This window comes from Streptomyces sp. NPDC032091 (assembly GCF_055580265.1).
Map to the genome: position 1 here is coordinate 76,425 of NZ_JBVILR010000012.1, position 17,416 is coordinate 93,840.

General features: G+C 73.8%; 17 protein-coding genes, 1 tRNA gene and 1 pseudogene. 7 read left to right on the plus strand and 12 right to left on the minus strand.

The features are described from left to right. The first annotated feature begins 20 nt into the window (after window positions 1-20). Window positions 21-233 carry a hypothetical protein gene (locus ACZ5NJ_RS20425; RefSeq protein ID WP_468766455.1) on the plus strand — a complete coding sequence of 71 codons (213 nt, stop codon included), beginning with the start codon at window positions 21-23 and terminating at the stop codon, window positions 231-233. 64 nt (window positions 234-297) lie between these two features. Here ACZ5NJ_RS20425 and ACZ5NJ_RS20430 read toward each other — a convergent pair whose 3' ends face one another. The 3 genes from ACZ5NJ_RS20430 to ACZ5NJ_RS20440 form a co-directional block, all read right to left on the minus strand. Next, the gene (locus tag ACZ5NJ_RS20430; RefSeq protein WP_468766456.1) at window positions 298-801 is read right to left on the minus strand and encodes a metallophosphoesterase family protein; all 504 of its coding nucleotides are present in this window, start codon (window positions 799-801) and stop codon (window positions 298-300) included. Between the two features lie 81 nt (window positions 802-882). Further along, window positions 883-1,335: a hypothetical protein gene (locus tag ACZ5NJ_RS20435; protein ID WP_468766457.1), complete on the minus strand. Its 453-nt coding sequence runs from the start codon at window positions 1,333-1,335 to the stop codon at window positions 883-885. 178 nt (window positions 1,336-1,513) lie between these two features. Then, on the minus strand, window positions 1,514-2,104 hold the full coding sequence (locus tag ACZ5NJ_RS20440) for a TIGR03086 family metal-binding protein (protein WP_468766459.1): 591 nt from the start codon (window positions 2,102-2,104) through the stop codon (window positions 1,514-1,516). A 149-nt stretch (window positions 2,105-2,253) separates the two neighbouring features. On the opposite strand from ACZ5NJ_RS20440, the gene ACZ5NJ_RS20445 reads away from it, so the two are divergent. Then, window positions 2,254-2,328, plus strand: a tRNA-Trp gene (locus ACZ5NJ_RS20445). 86 nt (window positions 2,329-2,414) lie between these two features. Here ACZ5NJ_RS20445 and ACZ5NJ_RS20450 read toward each other — a convergent pair. From ACZ5NJ_RS20450 to ACZ5NJ_RS20470, 5 genes are all read right to left on the minus strand, one after another. After that, window positions 2,415-3,320, minus strand: a complete 906-nt coding sequence (locus ACZ5NJ_RS20450; RefSeq protein WP_468766460.1) for an aldo/keto reductase — start codon at window positions 3,318-3,320, stop codon at window positions 2,415-2,417. Window positions 3,321-3,331: 11 nt separating this feature from the next. Then, complete coding sequence (locus ACZ5NJ_RS20455) at window positions 3,332-4,264, minus strand: NAD-dependent epimerase/dehydratase family protein (protein ID WP_468766461.1); 933 nt, start codon at window positions 4,262-4,264, stop codon at window positions 3,332-3,334. 81 nt (window positions 4,265-4,345) lie between these two features. Continuing rightward, entirely contained in the window at window positions 4,346-6,100 is a 1,755-nt protein-coding gene (locus ACZ5NJ_RS20460; RefSeq protein WP_468766463.1) for a methyltransferase, read from the minus strand. A gap of 134 nt (window positions 6,101-6,234) precedes the next feature. After that, the gene (locus ACZ5NJ_RS20465; RefSeq protein ID WP_468766464.1) at window positions 6,235-7,401 is read right to left on the minus strand and encodes a 4-hydroxybenzoate 3-monooxygenase; all 1,167 of its coding nucleotides are present in this window, start codon (window positions 7,399-7,401) and stop codon (window positions 6,235-6,237) included. Window positions 7,402-7,692: 291 nt separating this feature from the next. Further along, window positions 7,693-7,896: a hypothetical protein gene (locus ACZ5NJ_RS20470; RefSeq protein ID WP_468766466.1), complete on the minus strand. Its 204-nt coding sequence runs from the start codon at window positions 7,894-7,896 to the stop codon at window positions 7,693-7,695. Window positions 7,897-8,124: 228 nt separating this feature from the next. Here ACZ5NJ_RS20470 and ACZ5NJ_RS20475 point away from each other — a divergent pair. Both ACZ5NJ_RS20475 and ACZ5NJ_RS20480 read left to right on the plus strand, forming a co-directional pair. Further along, window positions 8,125-9,189 (plus strand): annotated as a pseudogene (locus ACZ5NJ_RS20475) (glycoside hydrolase family 26 protein); the annotation flags it as partial. Between the two features lie 372 nt (window positions 9,190-9,561). After that, window positions 9,562-10,023, plus strand: a complete 462-nt coding sequence (locus ACZ5NJ_RS20480; RefSeq protein WP_468766467.1) for a C40 family peptidase — start codon at window positions 9,562-9,564, stop codon at window positions 10,021-10,023. A gap of 232 nt (window positions 10,024-10,255) precedes the next feature. On the opposite strand, the gene ACZ5NJ_RS20485 is transcribed toward ACZ5NJ_RS20480, so the two are convergent. Further along, window positions 10,256-11,047 carry an SDR family NAD(P)-dependent oxidoreductase gene (locus tag ACZ5NJ_RS20485; RefSeq protein ID WP_468766468.1) on the minus strand — a complete coding sequence of 264 codons (792 nt, stop codon included), beginning with the start codon at window positions 11,045-11,047 and terminating at the stop codon, window positions 10,256-10,258. Window positions 11,048-11,205: 158 nt separating this feature from the next. Here ACZ5NJ_RS20485 and ACZ5NJ_RS20490 point away from each other — a divergent pair, with 158 nt between their 5' ends. Next, the gene (locus ACZ5NJ_RS20490; RefSeq protein WP_468766470.1) at window positions 11,206-11,799 is read left to right on the plus strand and encodes a TetR/AcrR family transcriptional regulator; all 594 of its coding nucleotides are present in this window, start codon (window positions 11,206-11,208) and stop codon (window positions 11,797-11,799) included. Window positions 11,800-11,817: 18 nt separating this feature from the next. Here ACZ5NJ_RS20490 and ACZ5NJ_RS20495 read toward each other — a convergent pair whose 3' ends face one another. Further along, the gene (locus ACZ5NJ_RS20495) at window positions 11,818-13,365 is read right to left on the minus strand and encodes a serine/threonine-protein kinase (protein WP_468766471.1); all 1,548 of its coding nucleotides are present in this window, start codon (window positions 13,363-13,365) and stop codon (window positions 11,818-11,820) included. Between the two features lie 175 nt (window positions 13,366-13,540). On the opposite strand from ACZ5NJ_RS20495, the gene ACZ5NJ_RS20500 reads away from it, so the two are divergent. Further along, complete coding sequence (locus ACZ5NJ_RS20500) at window positions 13,541-13,777, plus strand: chaplin (protein WP_468766472.1); 237 nt, start codon at window positions 13,541-13,543, stop codon at window positions 13,775-13,777. 151 nt (window positions 13,778-13,928) lie between these two features. Further along, complete coding sequence (locus tag ACZ5NJ_RS20505; protein WP_468766473.1) at window positions 13,929-14,816, plus strand: GNAT family N-acetyltransferase; 888 nt, start codon at window positions 13,929-13,931, stop codon at window positions 14,814-14,816. Window positions 14,817-14,849: 33 nt separating this feature from the next. Here ACZ5NJ_RS20505 and ACZ5NJ_RS20510 read toward each other — a convergent pair whose 3' ends face one another. Next, window positions 14,850-16,298, minus strand: coding sequence for an amino acid permease (locus ACZ5NJ_RS20510; protein WP_468766474.1), 1,449 nt, complete (start codon window positions 16,296-16,298; stop codon window positions 14,850-14,852). 159 nt (window positions 16,299-16,457) lie between these two features. Continuing rightward, on the minus strand, window positions 16,458-17,294 hold the full coding sequence (locus ACZ5NJ_RS20515) for an undecaprenyl-diphosphate phosphatase (protein ID WP_468766475.1): 837 nt from the start codon (window positions 17,292-17,294) through the stop codon (window positions 16,458-16,460). Window positions 17,295-17,416 lie beyond the last annotated feature (122 nt).

Genomic DNA, 17,416 nt, shown 5'->3' on the forward strand with positions numbered 1-17,416 from the left:
ACGGCGACAAGGAGAACGGCATGCCGACGGATTCGGTCGGACGCTTCCTGACGGCTCTGGACCCCGCGCACCGGGAGGCCGTGGCGGCCCGGCCGCCTGCCGAGCAGGAGCGGCTCGCGGCGGCCTGGGAGGAGGAGCTGGGGGCGGACGACGAGCTCGACACCCTGGACGAGCTGTCCCCGGCGGCGGCCGAGGCGGAGGCGGCCCGCCGGGTCATGGAGCGCGAGTCCTGACGCCCCGGGCCGGGCCCGTGCGGACCGGGGGCCCGTGCGGACCGGGGGGCGGGGCCGCGGGCGGTCAGGGCCGGGCGGGCAGGCGGTGCAGGACGGGGTCACCCAGCGTGCCGTCGACGGCGGTGAGGGTCAGGAAGGTGTGGTGCGGCTGGCGCCGGCGGTCGGTGGGCGAGCCGGGGTTGAGCAGGCGCAGTCCGCCGGGGGCCGTGGAGTCCCACGGGATGTGGCTGTGGCCGAACACCAGGACGTCGGTGTCGGGGAAGCGGGCGGCGCAGCGCCGCTCGCGGCCGGCGGCCGGGCCGGTCTCGTGGACGACCGCGAAGCGCAGGCCGCCGAGCTCCGCGCGGGCGATCTCGGGGAGCCGGTCGCGCAGGGCGGGGCCGTCGTTGTTGCCGTAGACGGCGATCAGGCGGCGCGACCTCGATTCCAGCAGGTCGAGGGTGGCCTCGTCGGTCCAGTCGCCGGCGTGGACGACCACGTCGGCCTCGTCGACGGCCGCCAGCAGCGCCTCGGGGAGGCGTGTGGCCCGTGCCGGTACGTGCGTGTCCGACGTCAGCAGGATCCTCACGGGTCCACCGTACGCGCGGCGCTGCCGCGCACACGCCGGCGGTGGTGTCCGCCGGCGTGCGCGCGGCCGGGCCGGGGCCGGTCAGCAGGTGAGGGTGACCTCGTGGACGACGGGCCTGGCCGTCCAGGGGAACGAGGCCACGCCGAAGGCGGCGCGGACGGTCGACCCGCAGGCGGCGGAGAGGGACTGGCCGCGCACCTCGACGGTGGAGGCGGTGAAGACGACGGGCAGGTCCCGGGTGACGGGCGCGCCGCCGCCGACGACCTCGACGGAGAGGGTCGTGAACAGCTGCTTGGGCGCGGGGGCCGGGCTGCCCGGGGAAGGCGGGCCGGCGAGGGCGACCGTGCCGTGGAACTCGACGGTGGTGCCGGTGACTTCGGCGCACACCCTGGTGGCCAGGCCCGCCTGGAGCCCGGAGGCGCCGCAGGAGGTGACGGCCTCGGCGGGGGCGGGCGGGGTGGCGGCGAGGGCGGGGGCGGCGGTGAGGAGGGTCAGGCCTGCGGCGCCGGCGGCCAGGAGGGCCAAGCGGTTCATCGGTTTCTCTCTCTCGTCGTACTGGGCCGTGTTCGCATGTCCGTACGCCATGTGATATTTCACATGGCATCAGAACGCGAGGTGAGCACGAGCTGAACCGCTCCCTCCCGGGCGGTGACACCTCTCCGCCCACGAGCCGTTCCCCCGGCACCCTGGCCCCGACCCGCGCCGGCGCCCCCTACGGCGTCCAGCCCGGGTCGCGGCCGCTCAGTGCCACGGTCCGGTCCAGCAGCGGGGCGGCGTCGGGTAGCGGTACGACGGGCCCGAAGACGCCCCGGCCGGCGCCCGCCTCCTGGGCGGCCGCCAGCAGGAAGGCGTGGGAGGCGTGCAGCGCGGGGCCGTCGGGGGCGTACTCCTGGCCGGTGGCCCGGGCCAGGTCCCAGCCGTGCACGACCAGTTCGTCCGCCACCACGGCCGCCGCGACGGCGCCGGGCAGGTCCACACCGCCGGCACGGGTCATCCCGGTCCAGGCGGCCGGGTCCCGCCAGGCCTCGGCCAGCTCACCGAGCGCCTGCGGGATCCGCTCGCGCCAGTCGGCGGGCAGGGGCGGCGCGGGCGGGCCCGGGGGCGTGTCGGTCGTGGGACCGAGGTCCTTGCGGGCGGCGTCACGGAAGGCGACGGCCAGCCCCGCGAGGTGCCCCAGCAGGTCCCCGACCGCGTACGCGGGACACGGCGTACGCCCGCCGAGCCCACTCTCGGGCACACCCGAGACGAGCCGGGCCACGGCGGCCACCTGCGGTCCGAGATCGAAAGTCACACTACCGGCCATCTGACGCTCCCTCCGGGACGAACGGGTCTGCACGGTAGACCGACGAGGCCCCCGGTACTCATCGGACATGCCGGGGGCGATCCGCGGGCACGGACGACCACGGGCGGCCCCGGCAGCGGCAGGGGGCCCGCATAGGATGCGGGCAGGGCGGGGTCGTAGCGCAGGGGTCGTCGCGCGCGGTCTCCAACACCGTGAGGACGCCGGTTCGAATCCGGTCGGCTCCGCCCGGACGCGGCGGAAGGGGTCGTGCGGAGCCGGTGCGCCTCGCCGTCGGGTGCTCGGCCGTCCACCTGCCCGGCGGGGGCTCCGCTCAGGCCGGCCGACGGGTCAGGGGTGCGTCGAGGAGGGACAGGTCCGCGTCGGTCAGGTGCAGGTGCGCGGCCCGGGCCGAGTCCGTGATGGAGGCCGGCCGGCTGGCTCCCGGGAGGGGGATGACGGACGGGGACCGGGCGAGGAGCCAGGCCAGCGTGACCTGCTGCGGGCTGACGCCGTGTCCGGCCGCCACCCGGTGGAATGCGGTGCCCGCGGAGGTCGGGCCGGAGGGGCCGTCCAGGGAGCTGCGGGAGATGCCGCCGAGGGGGCTCCACGGGAGGAAGGCCAGGCCCAGTTCGGTGCTCAGGCGCAGCTGCGGTTCGCTGTCGCGGACGGCGGGTGAGTACTGGTTCTGGACGGAGGCGAGGCCGCCGCCGAGGATCGCGTGCGCCTCGCGGATCTGGTCGGTGGTGACGTTGGAGACGCCGGCGGCGCGGATCGTTCCGGCGTCGAGGAGTTCGCGCAGGGCGCCGACGGACTCCGCCCACGGCACGGCCGGGTCCGGCTTGTGCAGCTGGTACAGGCCGATCGCCTCGACGCCCAGCCGCCGCGCGGAGGCCTCGGCGGCGCGCTTGAGGTGGCCGGGGGTGCCGGTGACGGTCCAGCTGCCGTCGCCGGGGCGGCCCCGACCGCCCTTGGTGGCGATCAGGACGCCGGACGTGTCGCCTCCGTAGCGGGCCAGGGCGCGGGCGATCAGCCGTTCGTTGTGGCCCTCTTCGCCGGCGTGCCAGTGGTAGCTGTCGGCGGTGTCGACGAGCGTGACGCCGGCGTCGAGGGCGGCGTGGACGGTGGCGATCGCCCGGCTCTCGTCCGGTCGGTGCTCGATCGACAGCGGCATGGCGCCCAGGCCGACGGCGCCGACGGTGGTGCGCGCGAGCGTGCGGTACGGGGTGGGGTGCGACATGTGCGGGGTCCTCAGGGGGTGGGTGCGGCGAGGGCTTCGGCGACGGCGGCCGGGAGCCAGTCGGCGGTGCGGGAGAAGGCGAAGCCCAGTTCCTTCGCGCGGGCGTTGCTCATGGCGTAGTGGCGGTCGAAGGAGAACGGTGACGCCGGCGCGGGCGCGGCGGCCACCGCGAACAGCGGTTCCCGGCCGGCCTGGGCGGCGACGGCGGCGGTGAGGGCGCGCACGTCGAGCGGGCCGTCGGAGCAGGCGTTGAGGGGGCCGGCGAAGTCCGTTTCGGTGGCCGCCCAGTGCAGCAGGGCCGCGAGTTCCGCGTAGTGGATGAACACCGTGGGCCGCTCCTCGGGGCGGACGGTGACCGGTTCGCCCCCGGCCACCCGCCGGGTGTAGTGCGCGAGGCGTCCGGTGAACTCCCGGGCGCCGCCGCCGAGTACGTGGGCGCTGCGCACGGAGGCGAAGGTGAAGCCGCCGGCCCGGGTGAGGACGGCCTCCGCCTGGCGCTTGCCCTCGGCGTAGTGGGCCTCCAGGTACGCCCCGTCCCGCCAGGGCAGGTCCGGGTCCACCGGCCAGGCGGCCGGGTCCACGGTCTCCTCCGGCACCGGGGTGCCGGCCGCCAGGGCCGGCAGGGCGGCGGTGGCCGGGTCGTAGACCTCGATGGTGGAGGTCATGACGTACCGGCGGGTGCGGCCGGCGAAGACGCGGGCGGCGATGGCCGCCTGCACGGGGGTGTAGCAGACCTGGTCGACGACCACGTCGAAGGTGCGGGGGCCGAGGGCGGCGAGGAGGGCGGCCTCGTCGTCGCGGTCGGCGACGAGGTGCTCGACGCCGGCGGGCGGGCGGCCGGAGCCGCGGTTGATCACCGTGACCTGGTGGCCGGCCGCCCGCAGCCGCTGGACCAGGAGCTTTCCGAAGTACCGGCTTCCGCCGATGACGCAGATCCTTTGCATGCCCTCCACTCTGGCGGCCCGGCGTCATCAGCAGAAGTGGTCGTTTGGTGAGAGGGTGTTAAGCAGAACTGTCGACCGAGGTCAGGCCCCGGCCGGACCCGGGGCGGGCGTCCTGCGGGCGTGCAGGACGTGGGCGTCCAGCGGCAGCGGGGTATGGCCGTGCAGGTGGAGGCCCGCGTCGGCGAGCAGGCGGGCGTAGTGGTCGGCGCGGCGTTCGCGGCCGCCCACGTTGCAGAGCATGTGCAGGTCCCAGGCGGTGGCCAGCGAGGGGGAGCCGTCGGCGGGCAGGAGGCGTTCGACGATCAGCAGGTCGGCGTGGTCGGGCATCGCGCGGGCGCAGTGGCGCAGGATCTCGCGGCAGCGGTCGTCGTCCCAGTCGTGCAGGACGCGGGCCAGGACGTACACGTCGCCTCCTGACGGTACGTCGGCGAAGTCGCCGGCGCGGTAGCCGCAGCGCGTGCCGCAGCCGGCGGCGTCGAGCAGGCGGCGGGCGGTGGCGACGGCGTGCGGGCGTTCGAGGAGGACGCCGCGCAGGCCCGGGTGGGCGGTGAGGACCTGCCGCAGCAGTTCCCCGTTGCCTCCGGCGACGTCGACGACCGTTGCGGGTGCGGACGCCCGGGCCGCGGCGGTGAGGACCGGGTGGGCGGGGAGCGGTTCGAACATGCGGGAACTGGCGGCCATGGAGCGGTCGAAGAGGTCGGCGAGTTCGGGGTCGCGGGCGAAGTGGTCGAAGTGGTTCTCGCCGAAGAGGTGGTCGAAGGCCGGGTGCCCGGTCCGTACGGCGTGGTCGAGCGCCCCGAAGGAACGGTAGAACGGGCCTCCGTACATCAGGGCCAGCGGGCGCATGGAGGCGGGTGCGTCCTCGCGCAGCAGGGCCCCGAGCGCTGTGAGGCGGAATCCTTCCTCGGGGCGCTCCTCCGGGGTGACCGCGCCGAGCACCGCGAGGAAGCGCAGGAGGGTGGCCAGGCCGCGGGGGTGGGTGCCGGTCCGGCGGGCGAGGTCCTCGGGGCGGTGCGCGGTGCCGGTGTCCATGGCGTCGGGCAGCCGCAGCCGGGCGAAGGAGGCGAGGGCCTGGGTGCTCCAGGCACCGGTGAGCAGGTGGAGGAGCGTTTCGGCGGGCGGGCGGGTGGCAGGGCGGGGGTGCCGGCCGGGGTGGTCGTCGAGGTGGGCGGCGAGGGCGTCGCGGTGGTCGCCGTGCGCGTAGAGCTCCAGCCGCCGGTAGCCGTAGGCCTCGTCCGCCGGGGTGGTGAAGTAGAAGACGGTGCCGTCCTCGTGCGGGTTGTAGCCGCCGCCGTCGGGGTGCGCTCCGTGGCGGGCGAGGATCGCGCACAGGCCGCGCAGGACCAGCGGGTCCGGGTGGTCGACCTCGAAGGCGAGGTGCTCCTCGTGGCCCCGGGCCCGTTCGTGGGCGGCGATCCGCTCCAGGTCCGAGTGCGGGGGCACGGTCAGGGCGAAGACCTCGACCGCGCGGCGTTCCCCGGCGGCGCCGCGCACCTGCGGGCGCAGGATCCGGACGTCGAGTTCGGCCGGCTCGCGCCGGTGGCGCCGGGCGAGGCGTTCGCGGACGACGACGCTGGGCTGGGGCGGCGTGTCCACCGCCAGTCCGCAGTCGGCGAGTTGGGCGCGCAGGCTCTCCTCGTCCGGCGGGAAGAGAAGCGTTCCGGCGTGGGCGAAACGGCAGTGTCCGGCCAGCGCCCGCAGGTCCGGCCCGTCGATGCCGGGCAGGAGGAGGGGGAGCAGGGAGGCGCTGTCGTGCTCGCGGACGAACGCGGCCGCCGCGCGCAGGCGGGCGGTGTCGTCCCGCAGCATCGTTTCGTCGAGGAGCGTCATCGTCATCGTGGGGGTGTCCTCAGGAGCCGGTGGTGAGCGGTAAGCGGTGAGCGTGACTGGTGCGGGCAGGCAGGGCAGGGCGGCGCGGCGCAGGCCGATGCCGCGCGGGGCAGGGAGGGGGTGGGAGAAGGGGGGAGGGGTCAGACGCCGACGTAGTTCTCGGCGAACCAGTCCTGGTGGATGCGCGAGGTCCGCAGCGAGGCGATCCGGGAGCGGCGCAGGCCGGCCTGGAAGAACGATCCTCCGGCGCCTTCGGGCTCGGGGGCGGAGTGCAGGAGGCGGGTCATCCACCCGGTGAACTCCTGCGCCCTCCAGAGGTGTGCCAGGCACCGGTCCGAATAGCCGTCGAGGCCGGCGGTGTCGCCGCGGGTGAGGGCGTCGGTGAGCGCCTCGGCGAGGACCTCGGCTTCGAGGACGGCGAGGTTCGCGCCCTTGGCGGCCGCCGGGGCGAGGAGGCCGGCCGCGTCGCCGGCCAGGAAGAGCGAGCCGTGCCGCAGGGGCTCGATCACATCGCAGGTCAGGTCGAACAGCCCGCGTTCCAGGAGGGCGCCCCGGTGCAGGGGCCCGTGCTCGGCGGCGCCCATCCGCAGGTCGAGCTCGCCCCAGATCCGCTGGTCGGACCAGGCGTCGGCGGGGGTGCCGCGCTGCCACTGGAGGTAGTAGCGGGTCACCTCCGCGGTACGGGCCATGTGCCCGGCGAAGCCGCGGTCGTGGAGGGCGTAGCCGACGGCGTCGAGACTCGGCGGGGCCTGGGCGAGGAGGCCGAGCCAGGTCACGCCGTGGTCGTGGTGGTGGCGGACGGTGCCGGCGGGCAGGGAGCGGCGGGCCGCCCCGTACCGCCCGTCGCAGCCGGCGACGTAGCGGGCCGTCCACCGGGTGGGCCGGCCGTCGGGTTCGGACGCCGTGACGGACGGCCGGGTGCCGTCGGCGTCGTGCACGGCGTGCGCCTCGGTGTCGAAGCGGATCCGTCCGCCGCGGTCGAGGTAGTGGGCGAGGAGATCGGTGACCAGGTGCTGCTGGGGGTAGACGTGGTGCGGTCCGCCGCCGAGGGCACCGTAGTCGAGCCGGAACCGGCCCTCCCGGGTGCGGAATTCGCAGGTGCCGTGCCGGCGGCCGTGGCGGTGCAGGCCGTCGGCGAGGCCGTGGCGTTCGAGGATGCGTGCGGTGCTGGGGGCGAGGAACCCCGCGCGGGCGCGGTCGTGGAGGCGGGAACGGGAGGCGCGTTCCAGGACCACGCAGTCGATCCCGGCGCTGAGCAGGAGGTTTCCGAGGACGAGCCCGGCCGGACCGGCACCGAGGACGACCACGTCGGCTGACGCGCATAAGGCGCGGGATGGGTGGCTTTCCGTCATAGCGGGTGAAGCATAAGCACGCGAAGATCGACGAACCTACGCCAGCCATCCCTTAGCGGGAATAGAGTGACAATCGCCCCGGCGGTGTGGGGCCCGTGCCGACGGGACCGACAGCCCTGCGGTCGGACCCACCGGTGGTACGCGCCGGGCGCACGACCACGAACACGCGCTCCCACTCCGCGCGGGCGTGACGGGAGCGGGAAGGTCGCCCGAGGGCCGCCACCGAGCCGGCTGTGGAGACGCCGGTCAGGCGCAGGTGTCCGTATAGCCGTCGTCGGAAGGGGTGGGGCCGAGGTCGGCGCGGATCGTGACGAGTACCTCGGCCTCACCCCCCGTCCGCCGGGCCGGTCCGGCACCGCTCGTGGGGAACAGGGCCGAGATCCGCTCCGCCGCCTTGAGGGCCGCGGGCTCCAGGCCCCGGATCTCGATCGTGATCACATTCGCGTTCATGCCGAAGGGGAGGGGGCGACGTCCCGTCCGGTTCCGGTCGCGGACGCGGGTCACCCGAAGGGGCGCACCGGCGGCGTGTCCGTGGCGGCGGGGGTGCCCGATTTCGCCCGGTCGGGCCAAGCGGCGGCGGTTCCGCTCCCGCGAATGGCGCAGGATCGGGGCACCGGACAGGCCGGGTGCGGAACGAGTGTCTACCGTCACTGGCAAGCGCATCGGTTCCCGAGGCCCATGGAGGCGACCGTGTCCCGTACAGGGCGGTGGATGGCCGGCGCCTGCGTCGGTCTGGTCGCTGTCAGCGTGCTGGCCGCCGGCGGCGGCGTGGCCCCGGCTCCGCGCCGGGGGGCGGGGGGCGGTGTCGCCGCCGCCCCGCACCCGGCCGCCGGGGGCGGCGGCGGTTCGGGCGTCGCGGTGGGCGCCTACCTCCACTACGGCTCGCCCGGCGTCGACCGGATGCGGGGGCTCTCGCGCTGGCTCGGCGGGGCCGAGCTGCGCGCCGGACACACCTACCTGCCGGGCGACACCTGGGCCAACATCGAGGGGGCCCCCGAGTCCCTGCGCAGCTGGGCGCGGTGGCGCAAGGAGAGGCGCGACAGGCTGTTCGTCCTGAACGTGCCCATGTTCGAGGGCAATGAGGCCGACGTCCCCGACGACCGGGTCGCCGAGCTGATCCGCTCGGGCGCGGAGGGCGCGTACGACCACCACTTCCGGCAGCTGGGCAAGCGCCTGGTCGGCCTCGGGGTGCCGGACACCGTGATCGTGCTGGGCTGGGAGATGAACGGCTTCAACTACACCCACCGGTGCCGGCCCGACCCCGAGAACTGGAAGCGGTACTGGCGGCGCATCGTGGCCGCCATGCGCTCCGCCGAGGGGCAGCGGTTCCGCTTCGACTTCGCCCCCAACCGCGGCCCGGACGCGATCGGGTGGACCGCGTGCTATCCCGGGGACGACGTGGTCGACATCGTGGGCATGGACTCCTACGACCAGCCTCCCGGCGACTCCTTCGACGAGATGGTCGACCAGCCCTACGGGCTCCGGCAGCACGTCGAGTTCGCGAAGGCGCACCACAAGCGGATCTCGTACCCGGAGTGGGGGCTCTTCCGCAACGGCGACAACCCGGAGTACATGCGGCGGATGCTGGCGTGGATCTCCCAACACCGGCCGCTGTACCACAGCATCACCGACTACTGCCCGCACGGCGTGTGGCAGTGCGGCGAGAACCCGCGCTCCGCGCGGGTGTTCCGGGAGTACCTGTCGGCCCACCGGAAGGGACGTCCGGCCTCCCGCCCCCGGCCGTGAGGGCCGGGGGCGGGGGCGGGGGCGGGGAGACCCGGGACGGGAGGAACCGGGCGCGGGGGAAGGGGAGACGGGGGGACGAGGAGGCAGGGGGGCGAGGAGCGGGGGACATCGAGCGGCCCGAGTGGGCCGCTTCTTCGTTTCCGGCCGGTCCCACGGCCCGCGCGGCGGGCCGGACGGCGGAATGGTCCGACAAAGTGAAGGCATATCATCTCGGTTCGCTTTGCCCAACCGAGATATTCCAAGCCGTGTCCGACACCTCGCGCCAGAACATCTCGTGCAAAATGGGCCGTCGTCGGGAGCCGTAACGCAGTCACCGAGAACAGTCACCATCACGGGTTGTTCCTGTATTTGAATGCGCAGGTATCACGATTGCCCCAAACAAAGAAACGCCGGGAGAGCCACCGCTCTCCGGCCCTGTTCCTCGTAGTCTCCGTAACCGCCGTACTGTTCACACCCGCGCCCCCCGCCCAGGCCGCCTCCCTCTACGGCATAAAGGCCGTCGCCGTCGCAGCCTCCAAGAAGGGCGCCCCCTACGTCTACGGCGCCACCGGGCCCGGTGAATTCGACTGCTCGGGCCTCACGCTCTACGCCTTCCGCCAGGCCGGCCGGGCCCTCCCCCGCACCGCGGAAGCCCAGTACGAGAGCACCGACCACATCTCGCGCACCGAACGCGCGCCAGGAGATCTGGTCTTCTTCCCCACCGGGGGAACCATGAGCCACGTCGGCATCTACGCGGGCCACGACCAGATCTGGCACGCTCCCCGACCTGGCACCCGCGTCCGGCTCGAACGCATCTGGACGGGTACCGCCCGCTATAGCCGGGCCAATTAGAGACACCCGGGCGGGCCGCCCGGGAATGGTAATGCCGAGCCTGACAGGGCCGCACCGCGCCGAAAAGGGAAAACGCGCAGCGTCACGGTTCCGTCGCGCCCCCGTCCGGTCCGGGCCTCGTCTCCCGACGACCGCAGTCGAATGAACGAGAGAATGGACACACGCATGCCCGGAGACAACGACCGCATCAGATCACCGGTGTTGCCGGTGTTTTCCCTGAGTTCGCGGTGATCTAGCGGTGTGAGCGCTGGGCCTCGACGATCTGCCGTACGGAGCCGTCGAGGCCCGCGCGCGCCTGGATCCGCTCGGCGAAGCCGGGGAACTGCCCGGCGACCGCGCTGAGCAACCGCAGCTCCAGCGGTGCCACGTTGACCTCGCACCGGTCGCGGCGGACGGCCCGTACGACGCCGTCGGCGACCTGCCGCGGGCTGACGGTCCTGATACCGCTGGGCGGGGTCGCGCCCGTCGCGGCGAACATGCCCGCGTCACGGACGAAGCCGGGCTGGACGAGGGAGACCCCCACGCCGGTGCCCCGCAGTTCCTGCCGCAGGGCGAGGGCGAACCCGCGCAGCCCGAACTTCGTCGCGTTGTACAGGGAGGTCGACCCGGTCGCCGCCTTGCCGGAGAGGGAGCCGACCAGCACGATGTGGCCGCGGCCCCGGGCCGTCATGTGGGCGGCGAGCAGCCGCGACAGCAGCACCGGGGCGCGGAGGTTGACGTCGAGGGCGCGGTCGAGCTGCTCCTGCGAGTAGTCGAGGAGTTCACCGCTGGCGGGCAGGGCGGCGTTGGCGACGAGGACGTCCGTGCCGGCGCAGCTCTCGGCGAGCCGCAGGACGTCGGAACGGTCGGCGAGATCGGCGACCACGGTACGGGCGCCGTAGGCGTCGGCGGCGGCCTTGAGGGCCTGCTCGCGGCGCCCGGTGAGCGTGAGCCGGGCCCCCTGGGCCGTCAGGCGGGCCGCCAGGGCGGCGCCGATGCCGCCGGTGGCGCCGGTGAGGAGGACGTTCGATCCGGAAAGGTCCACGATGACTCCCGTACGGAGGCGGTCCCTACTGTTCGGTCCCTACTGTTCGTTCGAACGAACAGTAGGGACCGGGCCGCCCCTTGTCCACACCATGGCCGCCAACTCCCTTGCCTGTCAGGGGAGTACGGGCGTGCGGGCTGATGGGGCAGAATGGCGGAATGCCCCCCGCTTCCGACACCCGCCAGAGCATCGTCGACGCCGTGCTGCGGATCATCGGGCAGGACGGCATCGCCGCCGTCACCAACCGGCGGATCGCCCGGGAGGCAGGGGTTTCCCTCGGCTCCGTCACCTACCACTTCGCCACCCAGCACGAGCTGTTGCGGACCAGCCTGCTGCACTTCGTGGCGGAGGAGACCCGGCACTTCACGGAGCTCGCCGACGCGTGCACCGAGGAGTTCTCCGACATCGGGCAGGCGGCCGGGGTGGTGGCGAGCGTCGCGGGCGGCGACGCCTTCGACAGCCGTCACATCGCACCGTTCGAGCTGTACGTCCAGGCCGGCCGTGACGAGCGGCTGCGCACCGCCGCCGCCGAGTGCTTCGCCGCCTACGACCGGCTGGCCACAAGGGTGTTGACCCGTCTCGGGGTACCGGATCCCGAGCGCCTGGCGGGGGCGGCCGTCGCGCTGGTCTTCGGACAGCAACTGCGCCGCCTGGCCACCGGCGCCCCGGCCGAGGACCTGGTCGACGCCCTGCTGACCCTCACCCGCCCGGGCCCGCCGCCGACGCCGACACCGGCGCCCGCGGCCATTTAGCCGTCGGCGCGCCGGACTTCAGTGGGTCCGGGTCAGGGTCGAGGGGGCGCCGGCGGACTGGGCGCCTTCCCGTTCGATGGTCAGGGTGTCGGGGGCCGTCATGGTGACCACGTAGAGGTTGCCCCGGGGGCAGTCGAAGGTGGCGGTGCGGTCGGTGGGGTGGCTGGTGGCTGCGGCCAGGTAGGCGGTGGAGCCGCGCAGTTGGCGCAGTTCCAGGGCCTCCGTGCAGCCGAGGTCCCGGCCGCTGGAGACCTCTCGCACACTGCTGATCTGCCGGCCCGTCAACTCCCCTACCGCGCCTGCCTGGAGTGTCACGGTGACGGTGAAGTCACCGGTGCGGGCACGGGTGATGCCGTCGGCATCGGGAGTGCCGGGTCCGAGGCCGGTCCAGGTGCCGACCCATGCGGCGGGCAGGGCGGATGCGGCTGCCGGGGACGGGGTGGGCTTCGCGGCCCCTCCCCCGTTCTCCTCGCCGCCCCCGCCCCGGAGTTGGCCGGACAGCAGGGCGGCGACCGCCGCGACGACGACCGCTCCGGCGGCGCCCAGCAGCAGACGCCCGCGCAGGGGAGCCCGGGAGGCGGCGGGCCGGGGTGCGGGAGCGGGGTCCGGAGCCGGGGCCGGAGCCGGGGCCGGAGCCGGGGCCGGATCCGGCTCCGCCGGGGATGCGGTGAGCAGTGCGCGCAGTCGCGCCCGCCGGCGGGCCGTGTCGGCCCGGAGGGCAGGCGGGATCGCCCCGGGCCACTCCTCCTCGCCGGCGGGCCCCAGCCGGGCCCGTACCTCCTCGGCGGTGGGGCGCAGGTCCGGCTCCTTGGCCAGACAGTCCCGCAGCAGCGGGAGGAGCGTCCCCGGCACTCCGTCCAGGCGGGGCTCGTCGTGGACGATGCGGTACAGGAGGGCCGGGAGGCTCGCCTCCTCGCCGTGGTCAAGGAAGGGGCCGCGCCCGGTGGCCGCGTACACGAGGACGGCGGCGAGGGAGAAGACGTCCGCCGGATGCCCGGCCGTGCCGCCGACGGCCTGTTCGGGCGAGAGGTAGCCGGGGCTGCCGATGACCGCGCCCGTCCGCGTGCGGCGCGGGTCCCGGACGGCCCGGGCGATGCCGAAGTCGATGAGGAACGGCCGCTCCGGGCCCAGCAGGACGTTGGCCGGCTTGATGTCCCGGTGGACCACGCCCGCCGTGCGTACGGCGGCCAGTGCGGCCGCCAGCTCCCGGGCCAGGGACCGTACGGCCGGTTCCGGCAGGGGGCCGCAGCGGCGCACCCAGTCGGCCAGCGAGGGCGCGGGGACGTACTCGGTGGCCAGCCACTGCGGCGCGGAGCCGGCCGGGCTGAAGTCCACGACGGAGACCGTCCAGGGGGAACGCACGCGGTCGTTGGTGCGGATCTCCCGGTCGAAGCGTTCGGCGAAGCCCGGCTCCCGGCCCAGGTCCCGGTGCACGGTCTTCAGGGCCAGGGCCCGGCCCGAGGCGGTCCGGGCGAGGAACACCTCCCCCATGCCGCCCTCGCCGAGGCGGGCGAGCAGCCGGTACCCCCCGATGCCGAGCGGATCCCCGGGTCTCAGCGCTTCCACCAACCCACCCCCGTCGAACGGCCGTTTCCGTGCAGAACTGTACGGGCCGGGCACCCCGGGAGCGGCGTCCGGCCGCCGGGGGCGTGACACGCCGTTGGTGGGGTGAATGCCCGGGAAGTGGCCCGCGCAGGCGGTGTGATCCTGCTTCGACGTCCGTCATCGACTTTGGAGTGACATGCGTATTCGAACTGCGTTCGCCGCCACCGTGCTGGCCGCCGTCGGCATCCTCGGCGCCACGGGTTCCGCCGTCGCCGACGCCAACGCCAGCGGTGCCGCCATCGGCTCCCCGGGCGTGCTGTCCGGGAACGTCGTCCAGGTGCCGATCCACATCCCGATCAACGTGTGCGGCAACAGCATCAACGTGATCGGCCTGGTCAACCCGGCGGCCGGCAACACCTGCATCAACACCTGATCCACCCCGCGGCCCCAGGGCCGCCGCGACGGTCCCGTCCGGAGGGCAAGACCTCCGGACGGGGCCGTCGACCACGTCCGCCGGGCCCGCGCGCCACCGGGCGAACGGGCGGGGCTCGGGCGCTGTCAGTGGCCCTGGCTAGGCTGAGTGCATGACGGGGATACAGATCGTCGCCGAACAGGGCGCGTGGCGGAGCGGGTTCGAGGAGCGGCTGCTGGCCGCCTACCGGGAGGCGGGGTGCTCGGAGCCCCTGGCGCTGGCCCTGCGGGAGCGGGCCGTGCAGGGGATCGACGGCTGGACGCTCGCCACGGACGGCGCGGGGTGGATCGCCGTCGAGGTGGCCGAGGACAACGGGGTGGCCCTGGGCCGGATCCACGACCTGACGGTACCGGGCGGCCGTGCATGGGCCGAGCGGTGGTGCGCGGAGCAGGGGGCCCGGAGCGTGCGCGTCCGGCTCCCCGGCGGAGCGGGGGCCGACGCGGGGGCGGGGGCCGACGCGGGGGCGGGGGCCTTCGCCCACTACCCCGTACGGGGCCAGATCCGGATGCGTGCGGTGGCCGAGCGCCCCGCCCTGCCGCCGGGGCTGACGGTCCGCCGGCTCCGCGAGGAGGAGTACGCGGACTGGCTGGCCCGCGAGGAGGCCTCGTACGTCGCGGACATCGTCCGGGCCGGGGCGCTGACGCCGCAGCAGGCACAGGAGAAGTCCGACCGGGACTTCGCCGAGCAGCTCCCCCAGGGTTACCGGACGCCGGGGCACGCCTTCTACGCCATGGAGGCCGGCGGTGTGGTGATCGGCACCGGCTGGGTCAACCACGGCTACCTGCCGGGCGTCACCTTCGGGTTCTCCCTGGAAGTGCACGAGGAGCACCGCGGCAAGGGCCACGGCCGGGCCGCCATGGCGGTCGGCGAGTGGGCGGCCCGGCAGGGCGGCGACGGGGCGCTGATGTTCAACGTCTTCGGCGGCAACGAGGTCGCGATGGGCCTGTACGACAGCACCGGCTTCGCCGTGCTGGACGAGTACCGCTCCATCGACCTCTGACCCGCCGCCCGCCCGGGGCCGGGGCCGGCCCCCCTACTCGGGGAGGCCGCCGCTCCCAGGCGTGCCCTGGGCGGGCCGCGCCAGCCGGGAGTTGCGGTAGGAGTAGCCGAAGTAGATGGCCAGGCCGATGAGGAACCAGACCACGAACCGGATCCAGGTCTCCACGCGCAGGTAGGTGATGAGCCAGATGGAGGCGATGACGCCGACCGCGGGCAGGACCGGCATCATCGGGGTGCGGAAGGTGCGCGGCAGGTCGGGGCGCCGGTAGCGGAGCACGATGACCGAGGTGCACACGACCGCGAAGGCGAGCAGGATGCCGATGTTGGTGAGTTCCGCCGCCTCCCCGATCGGTACGAAACCGGCGATGGCGGCGGAGGCCACGCCCACGATCCAGGTGACGCGGGTGGGGACGTGCCGGGTGGGGTGCGTCTTGGCGAACCAGCGCGGCAGCAGGCCGTCACGGCTCATGGAGAACCACACGCGGGTCACGCCGAGCATGAAGGTGAACATCACCGTGAGGATGCCGATGATCGCGCCGACGGCGATGATGTCGGCGACGACGGGCAGCCCGGCCGCCTTGAAGGCGCTGGAGAAGCCGCTCTCCGGGTCGATGTCGGTGTACTTCTGCATGCCGGTCAGGACCAGGCAGGCGAGGACGTACAGCACCATGGCGATGGCGAGGGAGTACATGATCGCCCGGGGCATGTGCCGCTGCGCGTCCTTGGACTCCTCCGCCGCCGTGCTCATCGCGTCGTATCCGAAGACCGCGAAGAAGACGGTGGCCGCTCCGGTGAAGGCGCCGCCCACGCCGAAGGGGAAGAAGGGCGTGTAGTTGTCGGTCTTGATGTGGAAGAAGCCGACGATGATGACCAGCAGCACCACCAGCACCTTGAGCCCGACCACGATGGTCTCGAAGCGGGCCGCGTTCTTGATGCCCAGGGTGAGCAGGTAGGCGGTGAACAGGCACAGGACGGCCGCGATGAGGTCGAAGCGGTGCCCTTCGCCGGTGCCCGGGGCGCCGAGCATCCAGGTGGGCAGGGAGGCGCCCGTCTCCTCCAGGAGGAAGTTGAAGTACCCGGAGATGCCGATGGCGACGACCGCCACGATGGCCGTGTACTCCAGCAGCAGGTCCCATCCGATGAACCAGCCGGCCACCTCGCCGAGGACGGCGTAGCCGTAGGTGTAGGCGGAGCCGGCCTTGGGGATCAGGCCGGCGAACTCCGCGTAGGAGAAGGCCGCCGCGGCGCTGGCCACGCCGGCGATGAGGAAGGAGATGAGCACCGCCGGCCCCGCGACGCCGTTGGCGACCGTTCCGGCGAGCGTGAAGATGCCCGCGCCGATGATTCCGCCGACTCCGATGGCCGTGAGCTGCCACAGGCCGAGGGTGCGGGTGAGGCGTTCGCTGGGGGCGCCTTCCGGGTCCTCGATGTGCTCGATCGGCTTGCGACGGAATGCGCCCTGACCTGACCACACGGTGGCCATGTTCCGATCCTTTCCGCCGGGGATGACGAGGCCACATCATCCCGGAAGCACCGGCGTTGCGGAACTAGGCGCTCCGACGGGCGGGTCGGGTGGCCTCCGCCACGACGGCCGCCCCCGGCCGCTGAGGCGGCCGGGGGCGGTCGGGGGTGTGGGGAGGGGTCAGGCGTGGAGGACGCCGGTGCCCAGGAGTCCGAAGAGGAGCACGCCGACGACGATCCGGTAGGCGACGAAGGCGTTGAAGGAGTGCTTGGCGACGAACTTCAGCAGCCAGGCGATCGAGGCGTAGGCGACACCGAACGAGACGACGGTGCCGACGATCAGCGGAAGGGTGTCCACGCCGGCGCCGAGGGCGTCCTTGAGCTCGTACAGGCCCGCGCCCGTCAGCGCCGGGATGCCCAGGAAGAACGACAGGCGGGTGGCCGCGACGCGCTCCAGGTCCAGGATGAGGCCGGTGGACATGGTGGCGCCGGAGCGGGAGAAGCCGGGGAAGAGCAGGGCGAGGATCTGCGAGGAGCCGACGAGCATGGCGTCCTTGAGGGAGGTGTCGTCCTCGCCGCGCTTGTGGCGGCCCATCTGGTCGGCCGCCCACATCAGCCCGCTGCCGACGATGAGCGATCCGGCGACGACCCACAGGGAGGCGAGCGTCCCCTCGATCAGGGGCTTGGCCGCGAGGCCGACGACGACGATCGGGAGGGTGGCGTAGATGACCCACCAGGCGAACTTGTAGTCGTGGTGGTAGCGCTCCTCGCGGTTGGCCAGGCCCCGCCCCCAGGCGGTGACGATGCGCGCGATGTCCTTGGAGAAGTACGTCAGGACCGCCGCGATGGCCCCGACCTGGATCACGGCGGTGAAGGCGACGACGGACTTGTCGCCGACGGGAATGCCCATCAGCCCTTCGGTGATCTTGAGGTGGCCGGTGGAGGAGACCGGCAGGAACTCCGTCACCCCTTCCACGACGCCCAGGACCACGGCCTGCCCCACACTGATCGCGCTCACGTGCCTTCACCTTCGATTGGTCGAACGGGCATCGGGCGTCCCGTTCGGACGCACGCGACGCACAGAGTAACTTCTATTCGCGAATAGAAGTTACTCTGGACCGCGGACGACGGACGCGAGGA